At 31.0% G+C, this 22059-nt stretch carries 21 protein-coding genes; 3 read left to right on the forward strand and 18 right to left on the reverse strand.

The annotated features are described in order from the left end of the window. Positions 1 to 143: 143 nt before the first annotated feature. The 4 genes from rsfS to recX all read right to left on the reverse strand — a co-directional run bounded on the left by rsfS (position 144) and on the right by recX (position 2916). Positions 144 to 527 (reverse strand): ribosome silencing factor, encoded by a 384-nt coding sequence (gene rsfS, locus UF10_RS05625; protein WP_207654578.1) that lies wholly within the window; start codon positions 525 to 527, stop codon positions 144 to 146. Positions 528 to 534: 7 nt separating this feature from the next. Continuing rightward, positions 535 to 1119, reverse strand: a complete 585-nt coding sequence (yqeK, locus tag UF10_RS05630; protein WP_106776856.1) for a bis(5'-nucleosyl)-tetraphosphatase (symmetrical) YqeK — start codon at positions 1117 to 1119, stop codon at positions 535 to 537. Further along, entirely contained in the window at positions 1120 to 1809 is a 690-nt protein-coding gene (gene nadD, locus UF10_RS05635) for a nicotinate-nucleotide adenylyltransferase (RefSeq protein WP_106776857.1), read from the reverse strand. A 474-nt stretch (positions 1810 to 2283) separates the two neighbouring features. Continuing rightward, positions 2284 to 2916 carry a recombination regulator RecX gene (gene recX, locus UF10_RS05640; protein ID WP_106776858.1) on the reverse strand — a complete coding sequence of 211 codons (633 nt, stop codon included), beginning with the start codon at positions 2914 to 2916 and terminating at the stop codon, positions 2284 to 2286. A 255-nt stretch (positions 2917 to 3171) separates the two neighbouring features. On the opposite strand from recX, the gene crcB reads away from it, so the two are divergent. The 3 genes from crcB to UF10_RS05655 are packed head-to-tail and all read left to right on the forward strand — an operon-like array spanning position 3172 to position 4868. Further along, complete coding sequence (crcB, locus tag UF10_RS05645; protein ID WP_106776859.1) at positions 3172 to 3522, forward strand: fluoride efflux transporter CrcB; 351 nt, start codon at positions 3172 to 3174, stop codon at positions 3520 to 3522. A 14-nt stretch (positions 3523 to 3536) separates the two neighbouring features. Continuing rightward, a complete protein-coding gene (locus tag UF10_RS09545; RefSeq protein ID WP_106776860.1) occupies positions 3537 to 3932 on the forward strand; it encodes a fluoride efflux transporter FluC in 396 nt (131 codons plus the stop codon). A gap of 15 nt (positions 3933 to 3947) precedes the next feature. After that, complete coding sequence (locus UF10_RS05655; RefSeq protein ID WP_106776861.1) at positions 3948 to 4868, forward strand: ribonuclease Z; 921 nt, start codon at positions 3948 to 3950, stop codon at positions 4866 to 4868. Positions 4869 to 5054: 186 nt separating this feature from the next. Here UF10_RS05655 and UF10_RS05660 read toward each other — a convergent pair whose 3' ends face one another. The 14 genes from UF10_RS05660 to rsxA all read right to left on the reverse strand — a co-directional run bounded on the left by UF10_RS05660 (position 5055) and on the right by rsxA (position 22051). Further along, positions 5055 to 5933, reverse strand: coding sequence for an iron hydrogenase small subunit (locus UF10_RS05660; RefSeq protein WP_106776862.1), 879 nt, complete (start codon positions 5931 to 5933; stop codon positions 5055 to 5057). Beyond that, entirely contained in the window at positions 5897 to 6586 is a 690-nt protein-coding gene (locus UF10_RS05665; RefSeq protein ID WP_106776863.1) for an NADH-ubiquinone oxidoreductase-F iron-sulfur binding region domain-containing protein, read from the reverse strand. The genes UF10_RS05660 and UF10_RS05665 overlap by 37 nt, the downstream gene beginning before the upstream one ends. 363 nt (positions 6587 to 6949) lie before the next feature. Then, positions 6950 to 8269, reverse strand: coding sequence for a ribonuclease E/G (locus tag UF10_RS05670; RefSeq protein ID WP_106776864.1), 1320 nt, complete (start codon positions 8267 to 8269; stop codon positions 6950 to 6952). 61 nt (positions 8270 to 8330) lie between these two features. Beyond that, positions 8331 to 9029: a TIGR03936 family radical SAM-associated protein gene (locus tag UF10_RS05675; protein WP_170062454.1), complete on the reverse strand. Its 699-nt coding sequence runs from the start codon at positions 9027 to 9029 to the stop codon at positions 8331 to 8333. After that, a complete protein-coding gene (locus UF10_RS05680; protein WP_106776866.1) occupies positions 9029 to 10888 on the reverse strand; it encodes a TIGR03960 family B12-binding radical SAM protein in 1860 nt (619 codons plus the stop codon). The genes UF10_RS05675 and UF10_RS05680 overlap by 1 nt, the downstream gene beginning before the upstream one ends. Positions 10889 to 11117: 229 nt before the next feature. Beyond that, positions 11118 to 12236, reverse strand: a complete 1119-nt coding sequence (gene rodA, locus UF10_RS05685; protein WP_106776867.1) for a rod shape-determining protein RodA — start codon at positions 12234 to 12236, stop codon at positions 11118 to 11120. Then, positions 12217 to 13449: a septum site-determining protein MinC gene (locus UF10_RS05690; protein WP_106776868.1), complete on the reverse strand. Its 1233-nt coding sequence runs from the start codon at positions 13447 to 13449 to the stop codon at positions 12217 to 12219. Before UF10_RS05690 ends, rodA begins: the two co-directional genes overlap by 20 nt. Positions 13450 to 13479: 30 nt before the next feature. Further along, positions 13480 to 16533, reverse strand: coding sequence for a penicillin-binding transpeptidase domain-containing protein (locus UF10_RS05695; protein ID WP_106776869.1), 3054 nt, complete (start codon positions 16531 to 16533; stop codon positions 13480 to 13482). Positions 16534 to 16545: 12 nt separating this feature from the next. Next, the gene (gene mreD / locus UF10_RS05700; RefSeq protein WP_106776870.1) at positions 16546 to 17031 is read right to left on the reverse strand and encodes a rod shape-determining protein MreD; all 486 of its coding nucleotides are present in this window, start codon (positions 17029 to 17031) and stop codon (positions 16546 to 16548) included. 9 nt (positions 17032 to 17040) lie between these two features. Further along, a complete protein-coding gene (gene mreC / locus UF10_RS05705) occupies positions 17041 to 17916 on the reverse strand; it encodes a rod shape-determining protein MreC (RefSeq protein WP_242969063.1) in 876 nt (291 codons plus the stop codon). 18 nt (positions 17917 to 17934) lie between these two features. Then, on the reverse strand, positions 17935 to 18984 hold the full coding sequence (locus UF10_RS05710) for a rod shape-determining protein (RefSeq protein ID WP_106776871.1): 1050 nt from the start codon (positions 18982 to 18984) through the stop codon (positions 17935 to 17937). Between the two features lie 688 nt (positions 18985 to 19672). After that, a complete protein-coding gene (radC, locus tag UF10_RS05715) occupies positions 19673 to 20332 on the reverse strand; it encodes a RadC family protein (RefSeq protein ID WP_106776910.1) in 660 nt (219 codons plus the stop codon). Between the two features lie 269 nt (positions 20333 to 20601). Beyond that, positions 20602 to 21459 (reverse strand): RnfABCDGE type electron transport complex subunit B, encoded by an 858-nt coding sequence (rnfB, locus tag UF10_RS05720; RefSeq protein ID WP_106776872.1) that lies wholly within the window; start codon positions 21457 to 21459, stop codon positions 20602 to 20604. A gap of 16 nt (positions 21460 to 21475) precedes the next feature. Continuing rightward, complete coding sequence (gene rsxA, locus UF10_RS05725; protein WP_106776873.1) at positions 21476 to 22051, reverse strand: electron transport complex subunit RsxA; 576 nt, start codon at positions 22049 to 22051, stop codon at positions 21476 to 21478. Positions 22052 to 22059: the final 8 nt, after the last annotated feature.

Genomic DNA, 22059 nt, shown 5'->3' on the forward strand with positions numbered 1-22059 from the left:
GCTCTCTAAAAGTTTTATAATAATCTACTACTTCGACCATATATAATTTGTAAACTAAAGTATATATACTAGTTATACTTACCTATATTAACATATATTAAAATATTCTGTCAATAGCAAAATATAATTAATTTGAGAAATTCCTATACTTCTACCTTAAGAGACTCTGCATCTATCGCTTCTAACTCTTTTATCTCTACATATGGAGCATCTTTCCAAAGTTTTTCAAGATTATAAAATCCTCTGTTTTCTTCATCAAATATATGAACCATAACATCTCCATAATCTAAAAGAATCCAACTCTGTGTATCTCTACCTTCCTTACCTCTAGCTTCTATTCCAATTTCCTTCATAGAATCTTCTACACTATCAGCAATAGACTTTACTTGTCTTGCTGAAGTTCCTGATGCTATTATAAAATAGTCACATAAACTAGATACTTTACCTATATTTAGGACTGCTATGTCCTTTCCTAATTTGTCACTGATAGAATCGCATATCAGCTTTGTCATATTTTCAACTGTAATCATAACCTTACCCCTTTTTTACACTTTTCAATTTATGGATATAATAATTTCTCGCCTCTACAGTTCTTGTGTGTAGTGGTGATTTCTTTTTCAATACAAGAGTAATAGTATTGTCTATTGATTTTACTATCACTTCATCAATTTTCCCAGAATAAGCCATTTCCCTTAATTCCTCAACACCAGGATAATCTCTTCCTGGCTCTATAAGATCAGCTAGATAAATTGCTTTTTCAAGAGGCTTCATATTCGCTCTCCCTGTAGTATGATATCTGATAGCATCTAATATTTCCCTATCTTCTATACCAAATTCATATCTTGCAATATATGCTCCAACTAAACTATGAGATAGTGCTGTGCTACTTTCCTCCAATTTATCTAACTCTATGCCATACTTCTTGCAATAGTCATCCACTTTTTCAAATTTTATGTATTTTGCGGTATCGTGAAGTATACCTGCTATCTCAGCTTTTTCTTTATCGCATCCACAAAATTCACATAACTTTACAGCAGCCTTGGCTACATTTAAAGAGTGGCGTATTCTTTTTTCTGGTAGATAATCGCTTAGTCTTTCAATCATCTCAGATTTATTCATCTACCCTCTTGCACCTCCATATAAATTATACTTATTAATATATTCTTCCACTCTGCTAGGTACTAAATACTTTATGCTCTTTTGACTTTTAACTCTTGACCTAATATAAGTCGAAGATATCTCAAGTGACGGAACATATACCATATCAATATCCGCAAAGTAACATTCTCTATATCTTGTAATATTTTCCTGCGTCTCTAATAAATCTATTCCAGGCCTAATAGCTGCAATAAACTTTGCATATTTGAAGTTTTCTTGAAAGTCTTTCCATGACTCCATTTGATTAACTGCATCGGAACCTGTAATAAAATACAACTCTTCATTCGGATAAGTTTCCTCTAAATGCTTCAATGTATCCACTGTATAGGTATTATTGCTATCAGATGTAATTTCAAAATCTGAAACAAAAAAATCATCATTTTTAAATGTAGATAAAACAACCATATTATATCTATGCTTCTTATCCAATACATTCTTCTTATGAGGTGGATCACCTGTAGGAATAAATACCACCTTGTCCAAGTCATATTTATCACGAATAAATTCAGCTGTTGCAAGATGAGCATTATGAATAGGATTGAATGTTCCTCCCATAACTCCCAGCTTCATTTTTTCCCCTGACTCTCTAAACATCTTTAGTTTTTCATCATTACGTAGATGTGAACAAGCCAGTCTTTCCTCTAATTGCATGTAATTTTTCCCCTTCGTAACCATAATAAATTCATTTTATCACAGCTAACTGCATAAGTCCAATCAGATTTTACATTATCTTTACATTATTTTTAAACTACAAGCAAAAAAATAATCATTCGCAAAAAATCTATTTTTTATTTTGATTTATTATTTAAAATAACTAGTAAAAGTATTTAATAAATCAACTTCAAAATTCATTTTTCACCAAAATTATTTAAGCACTTATATTAACTAAATAATACTTTAGATATTTTCTTAGATTTTTAATAATAAACCAGAACTGCAAAAAATTCAACTATTTATTTTCATCTATATATAATTTGAAAATATCATATACAGCTACAACAATGCTTATTGTAATTATAATTAGATTTTTCATATCAATATTTTCCATTCCTAGATTCCAAAGCCTACTATAAAAATATACTCTTTTATAAATATCTTTTATCTATATTATTATTTTATTTATTCTCAATAGCTATCTTCTTCTAGAACTTCTCTAATAGCTGATTTTATAATATCGTAACTAAAACCCTTGTAAGACAGGTGTTGATATAGCTTGTTTTTTACTTTATTAATATCTTTATCCTTTATTCTTGGCAACCTTTTCTTTGCTAAGTAAATGGCATTTTCAAGTTCAACATCACTATCAATATCAGATATAGCAGACTCTATATATTCTCTTTTTATTCCTTTAGTATACAAATTTTGCTTAATCCTATTTTTGCCGACTCTTTTAAAATTCAAGTCATTAGAAACTATCATTTCAGCAAATCTTTCATCATCAACAAGTTCATGTTTTTTTAGAAACTCAACTACCTCTTCTATTACCTCTTCATCAAAATCAGCAGAAAGCTTTTCTCTAATTTTCTTTTCTGATTTTTCAACCTTAGATAAAGAATTTAAAGCCTTGTTTTTTGCTTTTTCATAATCATCCGCTCTTGCAATCTCTAATAATTTTTCTTCATCAATTTCCTGATTTTTACTTAAATTATACTTATATACCAATTCCGCTTGTAAAGATAATAAGTATTCATTATCAACATATAAATTTACCCTGTTTTTATTTCTTTTTTGAATCTCAATGCCTGTTATCTTCGACATTTTATCACAACCTTCCAAATAAATTATATCATAAATTTCATTAATTAAATTTGTAAAACAATATCTTCACCTATTTGTAACTAATAAAGTTTATTTATATTAAGAATTTATTTAATCTTTTAAATTCTAAAAAAATATTTCTTTGCTTAATATTAATTTTTATAAATTTAATACTTAATATTGTTACTTTTTAGCTCTTTATTGTTATATAATGTTATTTATGTAAGAAATCATATTATATAAGAGGTGAAATAGATGAAGCTTTTATTAATAGGAGTCGGTGGAGGATTAGGTTCCATTGCAAGGTTTTACCTAGGAGAATATATCAAAAATAAAATTGATATTGATTTTCCTGTGAGTATGATGATTATCAATATTTTAGGTTCTTTTTTACTTGGAATTAGTTTTGCAAATACAAAAGATATAAACTATATTTTTTTCATTCAAAGTGGATTTTTGGGAGGATTTACTAGCTTCTCAACATTTATATTACAAGCATTTAATTTGTCTAAATCCTCTAAAGTTTTCAAAAGCATACTCTATCTTTCTGAAAGTATTTTTTTCGGGCTTATTGCCTTTTTGATAGCTTTTAATATAAAATTTTAAAATGGGGTGATTAATTGAAGAGAACACTTTACATATTTTTTGGAGGGTTCTTAGGAGCTATTTTAAGATCTTTACTATTTAGTATAGAAATAATAGGCACAAAAGGCTTATTTCCTTTAAATACAGTCTTAGTAAACTTAATTGGTTGCTTTTTCCTCTCACTAATAGCTTTTATAGTAGAGAAAAAAGCTACTTTTAATCAAGACTTATACTTTGCTGTCACAACTGGTCTTATAGGCGCCTTTACTACTTTTTCTACTTTTTCAAAAGATTTAGGAACTCTAATATATTCAAATTTTTGGCTTTATGCTATAGTATACTTACTTATATCTATTGTGGGTAGTTTTATATGTGTGTTTTTAGCTTATGAAACTAGTGAAATAGTTTATAAAAAAACTAAAACTAATTAGCTTGGTGGTGAAAAAATGGTAAATCTAACAATGCTTGGAACTGGGGGAAACGTTCCGTCTCCAAACAGATTTTGTTCCAGTGCATTTATAAATTATAAAGGTAAAAAAATGTTGATAGATTGTGGCGAGGGAACACAAATATCTATGAAAAATATTGGCTGTGGATTTAAAGGTATAGACCTTATAATGATTACCCATCTTCATGGCGATCATATAAATGGTCTAATCGGACTTCTTGCAACTATCGGAAACGCTGAAAAAAGAAGTCCTCTTACAATTATTGGTCCAAAGGGTATCAAAAGGGCAATAATGGCTATGATGATTTTAATAGAAGGACTTCCATATCAATTAAATATTATTGAAGATCCTGTTGGAAGTTTCTCCATAAATGATGGACACTTAAAAGATATTGAAATCTCTACTATTGCCCTAGATCATTCAACAGAATGTATTGGCTACAGTTTATACTTTAAAAGAAACAGAAAGTTCTGTTCAAAAAATGCGATTAAGAATAATGTTCCTAAAGCTCTATGGAGCCATCTTCAAAAGGGAAAAAGCTACTTTGTAGATGATAATAGCTACACTCCTGATATGGTTCTAGGAGATGAAAGAAAAGGAATTAAGATTAGCTATATAACAGATACTAGACCTATAAACTCTATTGTTGACTTTGTAAATGATAGTGATTTATTTGTATGTGAAGCTATGTATGGTGATGATATGGATATTTCCAAGGCTGTAAAAAATAAACATATGACCTTTAGAGAAGCTGCAACACTTGCAAAAAATGGAAACGTCAAAAATCTCCTACTAACGCACTTCTCTCCATCTGTTGAAAAACCAGATTATTTTGCAGAAAATGCAAGTTCAGTCTTTGAAAATACTATTATTGGATATGATGGTATATCCCTTGAGATAGCCTATCCAGATAAATAAAAATTAAAGAGCCCTTTTAATAGATATAATAACTTTTTTTATATGTCTATTAAAAAGGACTCTTTTTTCTTTTAGCCTTTTTTATATTTCTATCATATTTTCATTTTTACTTTCTTTTATCCAATTTTTATAATCTTATTCAATTTCCACTTTCTTCTTTGTAAAATTGTATTTTTTCTTGTAATTTTATATATTAAAATCAAACTCTTTGTCTTCCATAACTGAAATAACTGGTGATAAAGCCATATTCCATGCAAAATGATCTGTATGGAGAAGTTTGTGAGCTAGTTCTGAGTTCGCCTTATCAAAGTAATCACTATATATCTTCTGTATAGCTGGATTTTCATGAGAATATCTCAAACTCATTTCTTTATCTAAGTTATATAGCTTATCTATCCTCTTGCCTGCTAGCTCACAACCGTCTTTTATCGGTTGCCCTCCGCCACCAGCACACCCTCCTGGACAGGCCATTACCTCAACAAAGTCATATTTAACTTTCCCTCTTTTCAATGCTTCCAATAAATTTCTTGCATTTCTAAGACCACTAACTACAGCTATATCTATTTGGTTTCTTGCTATTGAAAAACTAAGATCTCTCCATCCTTGCTGACCCCTTACTGATTCAAAGGCATCTAAACTTGGATTCTCTCCAGTGACAAAGTAATATGCAGATCTTAGGGCAGCTTCCATAACTCCACCTGTGGCTCCAAATATTACACCTGCTCCGCTTCCTATTCCTAAATTGTTGGCAATTTCTTGCAAGGAGCAATTTCCACTTCTAACACAAGTTGCACACCTAAAGTCATGTTGAGATAAAAGCAACTCTATATTTGTTCTTCTAGCCTTTCTAACTTTTGGGCTATTAGTCTTTATTACCATTCCTTCCTCTACAACATTGTTGCAAGATGTCAAAAGCTTATTAGTTCCTTCAACTTCCACAGAGCATATTCTACAAGCTCCTATCTCATTTATATCCTTAAGAAAGCACAACTTAGGAATCTTTATTCCTATCTCACTAGCTACATCTATTATTTTGCTACCTTCTTTCCTGTAGAAGCTGCACATTTAGGAGGTGCAACTATGCCTGCATGATCTACTGCATACTTTTTTAGTCCTCTTATATTCATAGGTGCATCCATCATAGCCCTTCTACATCTAGCTTCACAAGGGTGTTCACATACCAAGGCACACGCACTTGGAAAAGGATTATCCTTTCTAATAAGACGCACTGCATCTGCATATCTTCCATCACCGACCAAGGCTATATATCCAGGTATGTCTACTCCTGCAGGACAAAGTGTAACACATGGAATAGAAATATTTCTATCCATTGAACACTTCAGTGTCTCTATATGTGATATATAATCATCTCTAAATCCTAATACACCCTTTAAAACCATCTCTGCAGCTTCATAACCTATCGCACAATCCGCAGAATACAGTATCATCTTTGCAGTATGTTCTATAAGATCTATTGTGTCCTTATCTCCCTCTCCATCTAATACACTCTCAATTAATTCTTGTAGTTTCCCTAGACCAACTCTACAAGGAACACACTTTCCACAAGTTTGAGCATGACATAACTTTAAAAATGATAGAGAAACTTCTACAGGGCATATCCCTGGAGGACTTGATACTATTCTTCTTTCAACATCTCTGTACAAGCCTTCAACCACTATTTGGGCAGTATCTGGAGTATTTATATACAACCTACTCATTTTTTTACCTCCTAAAAGTATTTTTTCTAAAATATTTTAGCTATTTTTTAACAATAATTATGTAATTAAACTATTTAAATGTATTTTTCAGTTTTTATTTAATTTTCTGACTATTTTTATAATATCATATTTCGAGCTATTTTTCAGCATTTTTTTTGATAGTTACGTTAAAAACAAAACTTATTAAATAATAAAAAAACCTCATTTCAACTAAGAAAGGAGGTTTTTAATATATTTTTATAAAAAATATACTCTTTTTTTATATTACTTATCTATTTTGTGTTTTTATTATATTATAAAAAAAATATAATCCTTATATTTTTTTAAATATCTATATTTATATATTTCTTTCTAACTTTATAGTTATTCTTTTATCAATTTTATTTTTACACCGTATTTTTTTTCTATTTCTTGTATTTTAGATTTTTCTTTATCAACTTTATCAAAGTTTTTTCTACTAAGCTTTATGTCTACTTCATCTAAATTTTCATGATACTTAGAACTTAAAACTTTTCTCTCTATTTTATCTATTTCATATAATGCTGATGAATAGAAGTCATTTATTGTTTTTTCTTTTCTCATTCTGGATATCTCCATGAGTCCAAGTTGAGTAAATCCATAGACATAAGATCTTTTTCCCTCAATAGAGAGATTTTGAGACATTTTTTCTACTACTTTCTTTTTATTTTTATATGGTCTCATATCTATAAAATCGACTATTATAATGCCGCTAATATCCCTCGTTATAATCTGTTTTGCTATTTCATCACAGGCTTCCATATTAGCCTGAAATACTGTATCTTCATAATCTCTACTGCCCCTAAATCTACCTGTATTAACATCTATTACTGTCATAGCTTCAGTCTTATCAAATACAATATATGATCCACTAGCTAAAGGTACAATCCTAGATAAATATTTTTTAAGGCTGTTATTTATCCCATAACCTTCAAATATATCTATATTGTTTTTTCTATCCAACTTTTCTAGATATTTTGGATTGATTGATTTTACTATATTTCTAACTTCTCTATCTAAATCACCATCTAAATACACTATACTCTCTACATCCTCGTCAAGATGCTCTTTTATATAGGATAGTATTTTTTTATCTTTTGAATATAATTTTTTTGGGTAAAAACTTGATTGATATTCTTCCAGTATAGCCTGATATTTTTCTCTTAAAATTTGAACTTCCTCATATAAATCTCTTTCTGTACAGCCCTGTGCCTCAGTCCTAAGGATAAATCCCTTTTCTCCATTTGAAGAATTTAGTAAAATCTTCTTTAGCCTCTTTTTCTCATCATTAGATTTTATTTGATTTGAAAAGACTAACTTTTTATTGCTAGGTATATATACTAAATATCTCCCTGAAATACTTATTTCTCTACTTAGTTTAACTCTTTTATCATCTTTTTCTTCCTTTATCACCTGAACTAATACATTGTCACCTTCAAATAAATTATCTGACTCTTGAAGCTTAAGATAGCCTTGCTTCCCTTCAGCAATATTGACAAAACAAGCTTCCATAGCAGGCATTATCTTTTCTATTCTTCCTCTATATATATTTTTCAATTTTTGACTATTATTTTTTTCTTCTATTAAGATTTTTTCTATTTTATCATTTTCAACTACTGCAAGCTTTGTTGAACTAACAAAGTCTTCAATATAATATTTTTTCATAAATAACTCCTCATACTTTAATAAGTGGACAACCAAAGGCTATCCACTTATTTTAAAATTACTATAGTGGAGAAAGAAGCTCTCCTTGTATTTCAAAGTAAAGATTATTCCTTTTAATATCTACATCTAAAGGATCCATCTCTATATCTAAGTACTCCAATAACTTTGGTACAAATACATTCGTATTCAAATTTTGTTTTGATCCAGTAGCTAATATTGAAGATACTACTATCTTTTCATTATCTACTTTCTTTATATCAATAGTTTTAATCAAGGGTCTTATGTCAACTTCAACTATTTTTTTCTTTTTATTTCTTCTTGTTGTCAAGATAGATTCGCTACTTTTTAACTTTTCCAAGTTTTTCAAGACAGTTTCTTCATCTAGCTTATTTATATTTTCTATTTCAAATTCATAATCACCAAACATTATATTGGCTGCTAGTGCTCTTTCCCCACCTTCTAGTTCTATACATTTTTCAAACTGCATACCATCCGGAAGCTGCTTATTTATTCTATCCATCAATTCCTGAGAGCCTATATCATCTTTAATTTCTATATCTACATATTCACCATAGCTTTCAACTCCCAGAGCTAGGGCATTTCCATAGCTCATCTTTGGATGTGGATTAAAACCTTGTGAAAAAGCAAGCTCTACATTGGCTCTTCTAAATGCTCTTTGAAGAAGTCTTTGTACATCTAGGTGAGAAATATATATCATATCTCCAACTTTAATAAACTTTATTCTCATTGTTTTTGACATTAACATAGCCCCCTTCCAATATCATGTACATTGATACCACAACCATTACAACCGTGTCTACAATCCTCTGTAACTTTTGCTTCTTTTGCTGTTTCATTTTCTCTAACTAAAAATTCTTTTGTAACTCCTACATCTATATGATCCCAAGGGAATACTTCATCGTAGTTTCTTTCTCTGTGGGCATAAAAACTTGGGTCTAAATTATTAACTTCCATTGCATTTAGCCATCTACCTAAGTCAAAGTATTCTGACCAACCATCAAATTTTGCTCCATTTTTAAAAGCTTCTAATAAGACTTTTCCTAGTCTTCTATCTCCTCTAGCAAATACTGCTTCCATAAGACTTGTCTTTGAATCGTGATAGTTATATTTTATCTTTCCATTTCTAAGCTTTCCTACTAAGTGTTTCTGTTTGTCTCTAATCTCTTCTTGAGTATCCTGACCGTGCCACTGGAAAGGTGTAAATGGCTTTGGTACAAATGTAGAAGTACTAACTGTTACTCCAAATCTTCCTCCAACTCTACCACCATGAACATTTTTGTATATGCCTATCACTTCATAGGCAAGATCTCTTATTCCATCTAAATCTTCATATGTTTCAGTAGGAAGTCCTATCATAAAGTACAGCTTTACACTATTCCATCCCATTTCAAATGCTTTTCCAACTGCATTTCTTAAATCTTCTTCAGTAACACCCTTATTTATAACGTCTCTAAGTCTCTGTGTACCAGCTTCAGGAGCAAATGTAAGTCCTGTTTTTCTTACTTGCTGTACTTTTTCTGCTATTTCCATAGAGAAATTGTCAAGTCTAAGAGAAGGAAGTGATACTCCTATATTTTGTGGAGCATATTCTTCTACCAAAAAATCTGTAATCTCCTGTATCTTGGAGTAGTCGCTAGTACTTAAAGATGACAGCGAAATTTCGTCATAACCTGTGTTTTTTATCATATTGTCTACTATTTCTTTTAGCCTATCAAGTGACTTTTCTCTTATCGGTCTATATATCATACCCGCTTGACAGAATCTACATCCTCTTGTACAACCTCTAAAAAGTTCTAAAACTATTCTATCATGCACAGTTTCTATAAATGGAACGATTAGTTTTTCTGGATATTCAGCCTCATCCATATTTTCTATTATTCTTTTTCTAGGCTTATCTGGAGCAAAGTTTTTTAATTTATTTAATTGTTTTACAGTTCCATCTTCATTATATTCAAACTCATAAAAAGCAGGTATATATACTCCCTCTATCTGAGATACCTTTTCTAAAAAGTCTTCTCTACTTTTTCCATTTTCATAAGGATTTGTGCTAATCCATTCCTTGTATGCCCTTATTACATCTAAGTTCATATCTTCACCTTCACCTAAGACTACAATATCTACAAAATCAGCTAAAGGTTCAACATTATAGGCACAAGATCCACCTACAAGAATAAAAGGTTCTCTATTCTTTCTATCTTTTGCAAGTAGTGGAATACCCGCCAAATCCATCATATTTAGTATATTTGTATAACACATCTCATATTGAAGAGAAAATGTTACAAAGTCAAAATTCGTAATAGCTTCTCTTGACTCTAGTCCAAAGAGAGGGATATTATTCTCTCTCATCTTTTCTTCCATATCAACTCCTGGAGCATACACTCTCTCACAAAACACGTCTTCTTCTTGGTTTATGCAGTTATATAAAATATGACTCCCTAAATGGCTCATTCCAACCTCATACATATCTGGAAAACAATGAGCATATCTAATTAAATTCTTATTTGAAGTATCCTTATGAATAGTATTTAATTCATTACCAAGATATCTAGCTGGCTTTTCTACTTTTTTAAGTATCGCTTTTATATTTACTTTCTCCAAAATTTACCTCCACAATTCTTATCCTTACAATTATGTAGGGCTTCTATTTTTCAATACAAGCCCCTTTAAAATCAATATTAATTTCCTACTTACTACTTACTACTTACTACTTACTACTTACTACTTACTACTTACTACTTACTACTTACTACTTACTACTTACTACTTACTACTTACTACTATATTATACACTAAGAATCATCTATATAAAAATTAATATTTCTTCTTTTTAATAGAGATTTATTCTTTTCCTTCTCATATAAACATTTAGTACTATCCCAATATTTGCCATTGATGTCAATATTGAGCTTCCCCCATAACTTACAAAAGGAAGTGTTACTCCTGTTACAGGCATCAAACCTACAGTCATACCTATATTTTGTACTATCTGATAGGCAAACATACCTGTAATTCCTGCTACTATAAAAGTTCCATATGTGTTTTTTGATCTTTTAGCTATTGTCAAAAGTCTAGTTATAAGAAGAATAAATAGAATAATCATAATAAGCATACCTATTAAACCAAATTCTTCTCCAATAACCGCAAATATAAAGTCACTATCACGTACTGGTAGAAAATTCTCTTGATTTTGCGATCCATTATATAATCCCTTACCAGTTAGTCCACCAGATCCAATTGCAATCATAGACTGCAATACCTGATAGTTACTAGCTGCTTCTGGATTAAAAAAGTTTACTATTCTAACTCTTTGATGTGGTGCCATTAAAAAAAACATTACAGGAGTCAGTACAATAGCTGCTATTATAACATTTCTTATTATCTTCTTATCCAGCCCACCAACATAGAACATAAAGAATATTATACACATAAATACAATTCCTGTTCCAAGGTCAGGTTGACCTAATAATAAGCCTATAAATGGAAGTGCATATAGGACTAATTTAGATAATGTCTTTAACTCATTTAAATGTTCCTTATTCATATCCACTATTTTGGCATAGCTTAGAATAAAAGTTGTCTTTACTATTTCTGATGTTTGAAGATTGTAGCTACCTATACGAATCCAAGACATAGCACCAAACTGCTTATCTCCAATTCCTGGTATCAAAACAATTAACAACATCAACAAACTAAATATATACAGTTCTTTATAATACTTACCTATACTATTATAATCAAATAATAACAGTATTATTACTACAACTATTCCAAGAGCAAAAGCTAATAATTGTGTAATCATCTGTTTAAAGTCACCCGTTATGTTAACGTGAGTGGCACTACTCAGTACAAGTATACCAAAAGCAAATATTAAAAAGACTATAGTAACCAACTTCCAATCAATATTTCTTATTATTCTTGCCTTTTTACTATAATCTATTTTCTTCATCATTCACCTCTTCTTCTATAAGCAGATCTTTTATTTTATCAACAAATGTTTTTCCTGTTTTTTTATCTTTATTTCCTTCAGAAAAATCTTTTGTGTTATTATCATTACTATCTATCTTTTCATTTTTTATATCAAATTTCAACTCTTCTAGCTTGTTATGTGAATTATTTTTTTCATACTTACTAGGGCTATTCTTTTCACTTTCATCATCTTTTCTTGCTTTTCTATTAAAGTTAGCGTCTATCTCCCTAAAAGAGTTTCTTCTAAGACTATGAAGTAGATTCAAGGTCTTATTTCCCTCTGTATTTTCCATTTCTAAACGATTTAAATTACTCTTATCAGCAGAGTTTAGTTCACTATCATAATCTAGGGAGTCTTTTTTAGAATGTTGCTTTATTTCATATGAAAAATCCTCAAAAGACTGATTTTTTTCCATCATTATTCCCTGTTCCTTTATATCAAATGCCCCATAACTGGTATCTTTAATACTTTCTGGAGCGTATTTAAATAATATTTCTTTCTTCTGTGATATTGTAATTTCCTTATTTTCATTGATGTAGGCTATTTCTGGATTACTCATGCTACTTCTTCTCTGACTTATAGAACTTTCACTTTGGCAATCAAATATAGCTAACTTTTGAGAGTTAATCTGCCTTGCAATAACACATGCACTGTCATTTCCGTATGCCCCTGCATAGACCATTCCTCTTACCTCTCCCATAACAATAATATTTCCACCTGATATAACAGTTGAATCTACTTCTATACTTCCTAAAACTGTTATATCACAAGATGCCTTTATAACACAGTTTTTAGGAGTAGTTGTCATTATAACCAAGCTACCATTGTAATCTATTAGCTCTCCCTGAGATATATCCATTATATACATAGTTCTAATAGCCTTGAAAACAGCAGTTGCTCCCTTATATTCTTTCTGTTTCATCTGCTCATTAAAGTGAAATTCATCTACACCTGTATATGTTATATCATAATTTTCATCTAAGTATTCTATTATCAGCTTTTTTTGATAGGGAGAGACATAGTTGCTATCTATATCCGTCAATACTCCACCAATAAAAAAATTAGGGGATGACTTGATCTTGTTAGAGATTGAATCAAAAATAGACTCCATTGAGCTTTCCCTGTCTATATACAGTACTAGCCCTCGTCCTGTTCCTTTAAATTCAACCGCTTCTCTCTCCTTCAAGTTCATAATATCATCCCCTCAAACTAATATTTAAAACTATTCTATAGCCTTTATATCGCTATTTATATCTCTTGTCCTATCTTCTGAGCTACTCTCATTATCTGACTCTTCATTTTTATTTTCTTGAGATTTACTTTCTTCCTCATCTCCTTGTTCTTTCTTGTCTTGATCTAGCTTGTCTTCTTCTTTCTCATCATCTTCTTCTTTGATAAGACCAAAGTACTGTCCCATAACTTCTCTTATTGGTAAAATCGCGTAAGAACTTGATTCCCCTTGAGGTATTACACAAGCTACAGCTATCTCTGGATTCTCTGCAGGTGCAAATGCTACACACCATGCAAAGGAGCCATAATCTGGCTTAAACCTATCAATATCAGTATCGCTGATCTTTGCATTTAAAGATTTTATCGCCTTTCTAAGGTAAAATGCGTTTATTTTGTCGCTATCATCCAACTTTACCTTGATGCCTCTTTCCAATTCCTTTTCGTATTTTTCCCTATCTTCTTTTTCAGTTTTAGGATTTTTAATCTTTGACTTTAGCTCCTGTATCTTTTCATTTGTAAGTTCTAGTTCCCTTTCAGACCTAAGCTCTCTGTACCTTGCTAACAACTCTTTCTTTTCTACTCCATATGAAGCTATATGAGACATCAAATAGTCATATTCATTGTCGCTAGGTATTTTACCACTTTTTTCTGCAGTACCAGTTTTAGAAGCCACTGTTACTGGAAAATCGGAAAAGGCTCTTCTTGCTAGACCTACCTTAGATACTCTCACCATTCCGTCTTTCAACACTTCTAGATTATTATCATCCTTAAACTTAATTTTTTCGGATTTTTTCTTTCTCTTTTCAGTTACTTCGCCCTTTGGTGATTCCACCTTGTCTACTACATTCATATCAACAAGATAGCCTCCATTAGCTATTGCAGCAATATACCTTGCTACCTGAGATGGATTATATGCATTTTCACCCTGACCTATAGCCAAGTTGAAAGTATCACCTATACCCCATTTAGCAAAGTTGAAATAACTATATACCATTAAATCTGCATCTTTTTCGATATATTCTTCCTTTACAGATAATTTCCCTAATCTTTCCATTGTTTCTTTTCTTCCAGGTGTCTTATCTTCATCTATCCAACTTACTATCTCATTTATTTTTTCATCAAACTTTTCTTTATTTTTATCATAGTCAATTCCTTCAAAATGATTTCTCATTTTTCTATCCAAAGCTACTCTTAGTTGTGCTTTAGTTCCTTCAACCTTCTCATTCTCACTAGGAACCTTTCCATTTCTTTCTTCTAATTGATTTTCTAGGCCAGTTCCTTCATTTAAGCCGAACTTTTTGGCGTAGTCTAAAATTTTCTTAGCACCCATTCCAAGGTTTAAATCTTCTCCTGTTACCCAATTTTTATCACTACCAATAATATAAAAGTATATATTACAAGATTCTTGTATTGCCTTGTATAAGTTTTCAATACCGTGATTTTTACCTCCATGATGCCATATATAATCCGCAAAGTTTCTTCCAGCAAACCTTATTACACCAGGGTCATTTATAGTGTATCCTGGGTCTAAACCTGAATCTAAAGCTGCCATAGCAGTAATCAACTTAAATGTTGACCCGGGTTGGAATGCTCCTTGTGTTGCAAGATTTAAAAGTGGATTTGGAGCCAAGAAATCATTTGGGTTCTTTGGAAGATAGCTATTGTAATCTTCTGCACTTATTCCTCCAGCAAACTTATTAGGATCATAGTCAGGATAACTCGCCATAGATAGAACTTCACCTGTTTTGACATCTATAGCTACCAAAGCTCCAGATTTCGCATTAGGAGCATATTCCCCTATACTTATATTTCCAAATTGACTCTCAAATACAGAACCCGTTCTAGCTGAATCTATTGCCTTTTCTAGTGAACTTTCTGCAACCTTCTGTACTTTACTATCAATAGTTAAGTATACACTGCTTCCTGAAATAGGTGATACTGACTTCATTTCATCAATTACTCTTCCTACACTATCTACTTTAACTTCTTTATATCCAGATTTTCCTTTTAATCTTTTTTCATAACTATGTTCTATTCCAGATAATCCTATCAAATCATCTGGATTATATCCATCTTTTTTTAAATCCTGAGCCTTAGAAGATGGTATTTTACCAACGTATCCAAGTACATGGGACGCTAAATCAGTCTCTGGATATACTCTTTTCTGCTCTACAGCAACTGATACACCTGGCAGTTTCATAGCATTTTCTTCAATCTGTGCTACAGTTTCTTTCTTTATTCCCTTTGCAAGAGTTACTGGATTGTACTGAGTATATACATTAGATTTTAAAGTATCTCTAACTAGCATAATCTTTCTAGCTTCACTGTCAGACATACTAACATCTATTTTATAGTATTTATTTCTTATCAAGTCAAAAGCTTTTTTAGCTGATATATTTTCATCTAATTTATAACTTTCGAGCCAGTCGTTTTTATTTTTTTGCTGAGTAAACATCCACTCACTCACCAAAATAGGTGGATAATAACCCAAAGAATTCATTTTTGATTGTAATTCCAGCGGCTCCATATTTCTATCCGATGCCGATAGAACACCATTATCAATTAAAGAATCCACCATATAATAAAAACATTTTTTAGGTGAAAAATTCTTAGCTATTCCATTTTCAGACTTAAATTCTTCAATTTTTTTATCAAATGTAAAGTAATACTTTCCATTTTCTATGACAATAGGAAATTCATCCGTATATTCCTCATCATTTCTTTCCAATATATTTATTATAGAATAAGCAATCCTATTTGGACCTTCTTTCTCGCTCTTACCAACCTTATTAAAGGTATCTGCTACAATTTGCACAGTAAATTCTGGCTTATTACCTGCGAGTAAGACTCCATTTCTATCTTTTATTTCTCCTCTAGGCGCCTGAACCATTATTTGTTTATAGGTCTTTTGATTTGCTAACTCTAAGTAATGAGAATTTTTAATGGTAGTCATATATACGATTTTACCTAATATCACAATAAGTGCTACTATTATTATTTTATTAATAGTCTTTAATCTTTTTTTAATAATTGTATTCTTATTCATATTTAAACACCACTATTCTTCTCTTAATTTTTTGAGTCTTTCCTCAAATATAGTATATCCAAAAAATGCAACTAATGTATTAGCTGCGGGTATCGCCACAATACACTTTATTAGAGCTATTATAATCGGTGTTGGAACAAAGAATATTGCTGAAAACACTGCACTTATAATAGAATAAAAGACACTTACAATAGCTACTAAAAGACATACTATTCCTCTTTTATCCTTAAATATAGACTTTTCTATTATTGATATAAAGTAAGATGTTGCCAAAAATAAAATTGTACTAACACCAACTATACCTCCAGACATCAAATCGCTAATTAGTCCTAATAAAGCACATAAAATTAATGCATTATTTTTGTCTATGTATAAAGAAATAAAAATTATATATATTAGTAAAAAATTCACACTAATAAATGAGCTAATAAAGTTTGTAAAAAAAACTTCTACTAGCATAATTATTAGACCTATTATAAAAAGCATTATATTTTTCATATTTATCACCTACTCCAACTTTCTTGGAGATATAATACTCACATCATCTATTTTCTTAAAATCTACATTCGGTCTAACTTTTACTATTTTCATAGACTTACTTTTATCATTAATCACTTGTGTAACTTTGCCTATAGGTATATTTTCAGGATATAAACCTAGGCCAGATGTAACAATTTCATCACCTTTTTTAACCTTTGATCTTGAGTCAAATAGATAACCCTGTAAAAGTTTGTCCATATCTTTCAAATCAGACTTTCCTACAGTAGATGATGTTGTAATCACACCTTTATAGTCTTCTTTTCCTACTATTTTGAAACTTACAGAAGCTCTGGAATCAATTAAGGATATTGCCTTGGAATAGCTATTATTTACACTATAAACTATTCCAACGACACCTTTTCCATTTATTACTATACTATCTTCTTTTATACCTTTATCAGCACCAGCATCTATGACAAAGGACTGATACCAATCTCCATCATTTTTTCCGATGACACCTGCTGATACAAATTTTTCTTTTTGATCTCCCTGAACATAATTCAAGGATTTTTTTAAATCTTCAAGTGACTTTTGCTTGTTCTTGTCACTTTTTATATCTATTATCTCCTGCTTTAACTTTTCATTTTCTTTAGTTAGTTTATTCACTTTATCAGAATTATTTCTAAAGTTAGCAACATCACTTATAAAGCCTCCTGTTGCTTGAACAACATTATTGGTGTGTTTCCCTATATCATAAAAAAACTCAGAAGCAACGTTATCTTTTAAAAATGATAGTTTGTCGTTACCAGAAATAGACATCACAGATACTGCCACTAGAGCCGCAACTATAGCACTTGTTATTATGGACCTTACAGTAAATCTCGACCTATTGTCCTTCTTCAACTTCAAAGCAATCACCAACTAACTTTCTGCATTGATCTTTACAATACTATTAAAGATAAGCTCATTTTCAATTGATCTACCTGCTCCTATAGCCACACTCTGTAGTGGATTTTCTGAAATATGAACATCTAATGCAGTTTCAGATTCTATTAATTTGTCCATACCGCTAAGAAGAGATCCTCCACCTGTTAGGTATATTCCCTTTTCCATAATATCAGATGCAAGCTCTGGAGGAGTCTGCTCAAGAGTTGTTCTTATTTCCTCAATAATCTCAGATATTGGCTCTCTAAGTGCTTCTCTTACTTCAGTAGATCCTATAGTGATAGTTCTTGGAAGTCCAGTCAATATATCTCTTCCGCTGACATTAATTTCCTGTTCCATTTCAGATGCATAGGCAGAACCTATTGCAAGCTTAATATTTTCAGCTGTTCTAGAGCCTATAACTATATTGTATTCTCTTCTTACAAAATTTTCTATTGATTCATCAAACTCATTTCCACCTATTCTAATTGAATTGGCTACTACTATACCTCCCAATGATATAACTGCTATCTCTGAAGTTCCGCCACCAATATCAACAATCATATTTCCTTCTGGGTCATTGACATTTAAATCTGCTCCAATAGCTGCAGCCATAGGTTCTTCTAATATATATACCTCTCTGCCGCCTGCCTGTATAGCAGCCTCTTCTATGGCCTTTTTTTCTACTTTTGTAATACCATATGGTACACATATCACTATTCTTGGACTCACTACGCCCTTTGATCCCTTTTGTATAAAGTAACTAATCATAGCCTGAGTTGCTTCAAAATCTGCTATCGCTCCCTCATTTATAGGTTTGATTGCAACTATATTTTCAGGTGTTCTACCTATCATTTCACTTGCCTTTTCACCAACTGCTAATATTTCATTATTATCTTCTCTTATCGCTACTACAGAGGGTTCATCTACTACTATCCCCTGTCCTTTTATGTATACCAAGGTATTTGCTGTGCCCAAATCAATACCCATATCATTTGTAATTATATTATTAATATTTGATCCAAAAAATTTGCTAAAGAATCCCATCTCTTCCTCCTATGCTTTAATAATTATTCATTTAAAACATCAATATAATACTAGGCAATATATACAAATATTATATTATAATGTTATATAAACATACAATTCAAATTTATATAGATTAATTTTATAATAAAAATTCAATCTATTCAATAAATATGACTATCTAAACTAATTTCAAAAACGCAAAATAGAATATTTTCTTGATTAAAATTCTCTTTTCAAAAAAGATATTCCTTCTTTAAAATGCAGATTTCTATAATTAATTTTGAGTTTATAAATCTAAATAATGCTTATATAACCACTGTTTATTTACATTTTTTCTCTACTATAGTATATCACATCCATGACGAATATAACATAACAACATTGATACAACTAACTAATTAAATATAGTTATTGCTATTTCAAAAGTTACATTTTGTATCAAATTAATCTAATTTTATTATTATACAAATAAATATTAAGAAAGCAATAAAAATCGCCGTTATTTATATTTTTGATTGTGTAATACACTAATTTATATATATCAATCAAGAAGCTAGTAATTTTTAATAAATATCTCTAGCCTCAATAGATAGAGAAATAGATACAATTCTTTTTAGATACCTAATAAAATTGCACGCTCTAATATTAATATACTATATTTTTCTTAACTTGAGTTAAACCCTGATATAGCTTTTTTCTATATTATCTAAATATCTCCTTCTTCTTTTAGGCTATAATATATACCATCTCCTATTATTATATGATCCAAGACATCTATACCTATAATATTTCCAGACCTAATTAGTCTTTTACTTATATTTTTATCTTCTTCAGAGGGCTTTGGATTTCCAGACGGATGATTATGCATCAAGATTACCGAATTTGCACTCTTTTTTATTGCCTCTACAAATACTTCTCTTGGATGGACTATAGAGCTATTTAAACTTCCAACTGAAACATCTACATCACATATAATTTCATTTTTTGTATTTAATAATATCACCTTAAAAACTTCTTTTTGTAAGTATCTCATATCACTCATATAGTATCTATATACATCCCAAGGATTTTTAATTTTATATCTCTCAGGAATATACTTATCTATTCTATTCCCTAATTCTATGGCTGCCTTTATTATACTAGCCTTGGATGGTCCAATACCTTCTATCATACAAAGTTCATCTATTGTTAGTTTTTCAAGACCTCTCACTCCATCAACTGTATTTTTAATTATTTCTGTACTCAAAGCTACTGCATCCTTTTTCTTGCTACCAGTACCAATCAATATTGCTAATAGTTCTGCATTTGAGAGATACTTTATACCTCTTCTCATCATCTTCTCTCTTGGCTTTTCTTCGTCTGGCATATCTTTTATTTTTACGAGTGTCATTTTATTCTCCTTATCTATATAGTTTATATATTTATTATTAGATTTACTAACATAGGTCTATAGTCAAATCTAATAATAAATAACATCTTTCTATTAAAAATGATTTGAAATTTTATTTATATAAAGATAAAAAATATATAAAGATAAAAAAGACAATAAAAAAGACAATAAAAAAGCTACCATGAAATTTAATTCATAGTAGCTTTTAATAATTTCTTATAATATATCTAAAAATAGTATAACTATTATTCAGATTTAGCTTCTGCCTTAGCTTCTGGAGCTGTAGCCACAGCTGCCTTTACTGCTGGCTTTTTTCTTTCCTTAGGCTTAATAACCTTAGTTGGACACTTGTCAGCACACTTGTTGCACTGCTTACATTTGTCATAATCTATACGAGCTAGCTTATTTTCAAATATAATAGCATCAAAAGGACATACCTTGAAACAAATTCCACATCCTATACAACCAACTGAACAGTTATCCTTTACAGCCTTGCCAAACTCATTTGACATACATTCTACTGTTACTTCTTTGCTAACTGGCTTGTGCTCTATAAGTCCCTTTGGACATATATCTATACACTTACCACAGTTAACACACTTTTCTTCATCTACTACTGCTACTCCATCTACAACGTGAATAGCATCAAATGCACAAACCTGAACACAAGTTCCTAGACCTAAACAACCATATGAACAACCTTTTGGTCCTCCTATCAATGAAGCTGCTGCTCTACAATCTTGTAATCCGCTGTACTCATATTTATTCTTAGTAGCCTCGCAAGTTCCCTTACATCTAACATGCGCTACCATCTTTTCACCTGAACCAGCTGTTACGCCCATGATGTCTGCTACCTTTTCAGCAACAGCTTCTCCACCAACTGGACATCCATTTACTGGAGCATCACCTTTTGCAATCGCAGCTGCAAGACCACCACAACCTGGGTATCCACAACCACCACAATTCGCTCCTGGTAATACTGTTAGTATTTCAGCTTCCCTTTCATCCACTTCAACTGCGAACTTCTTTGAAGCAAAGTCAAGGATCATACCAAAGATTAGACCGAGTACTCCTAGTACTACTATGGCATAAACAATAAGCATTCTTCAGTACCTCCCCTTATAATTTTATTAGACCTGTAAAACCTAAGAATGCAATTGACATTAGGCTGGCAGATATTAGTGTTATAGGGAATCCTTCAAACGCTTCTTGAATATCAGCCAATTCAAGTCTCTCTCTTATTCCTGCAAATATTACTATTGCAAGTGTAAACCCTATACCGGCACCAACACCGTTTACTAGAGTTTCTATTATATTGTAACCCTGTGTTATATTAACTATTGCTATACCTAAAACGGCACAGTTTGTAGTTATCAGTGGAAGGTAAACTCCCAATGCCTGATATAAAGATGGAGAAGTTTTCTTAATTACCATCTCAACGAACTGTACTATTGAGGCAATAACAAGTATAAATGCTATTGTCTGCAAAAATCCTAGGCCAAATCTATCCAATATCATTTGGATGAAATATGTTATCACTGAAGCCAACGCTATAACGAACGTAACTGCAACACCCATACCGATAGCTGTATCTGTCTTCTTAGAAACACCTAGGAAAGGACAAATACCAAGGAACTGAGAAGTGATAACATTGTTTACAAGAACTATATATATAAATAATAGTATTAAATTCATTATCTACA

Origin of the sequence: Peptostreptococcus russellii, from assembly GCF_003012055.1 — a bacterium.
GTDB classification, from domain to species: domain Bacteria; phylum Bacillota; class Clostridia; order Peptostreptococcales; family Peptostreptococcaceae; genus Peptostreptococcus; species Peptostreptococcus russellii.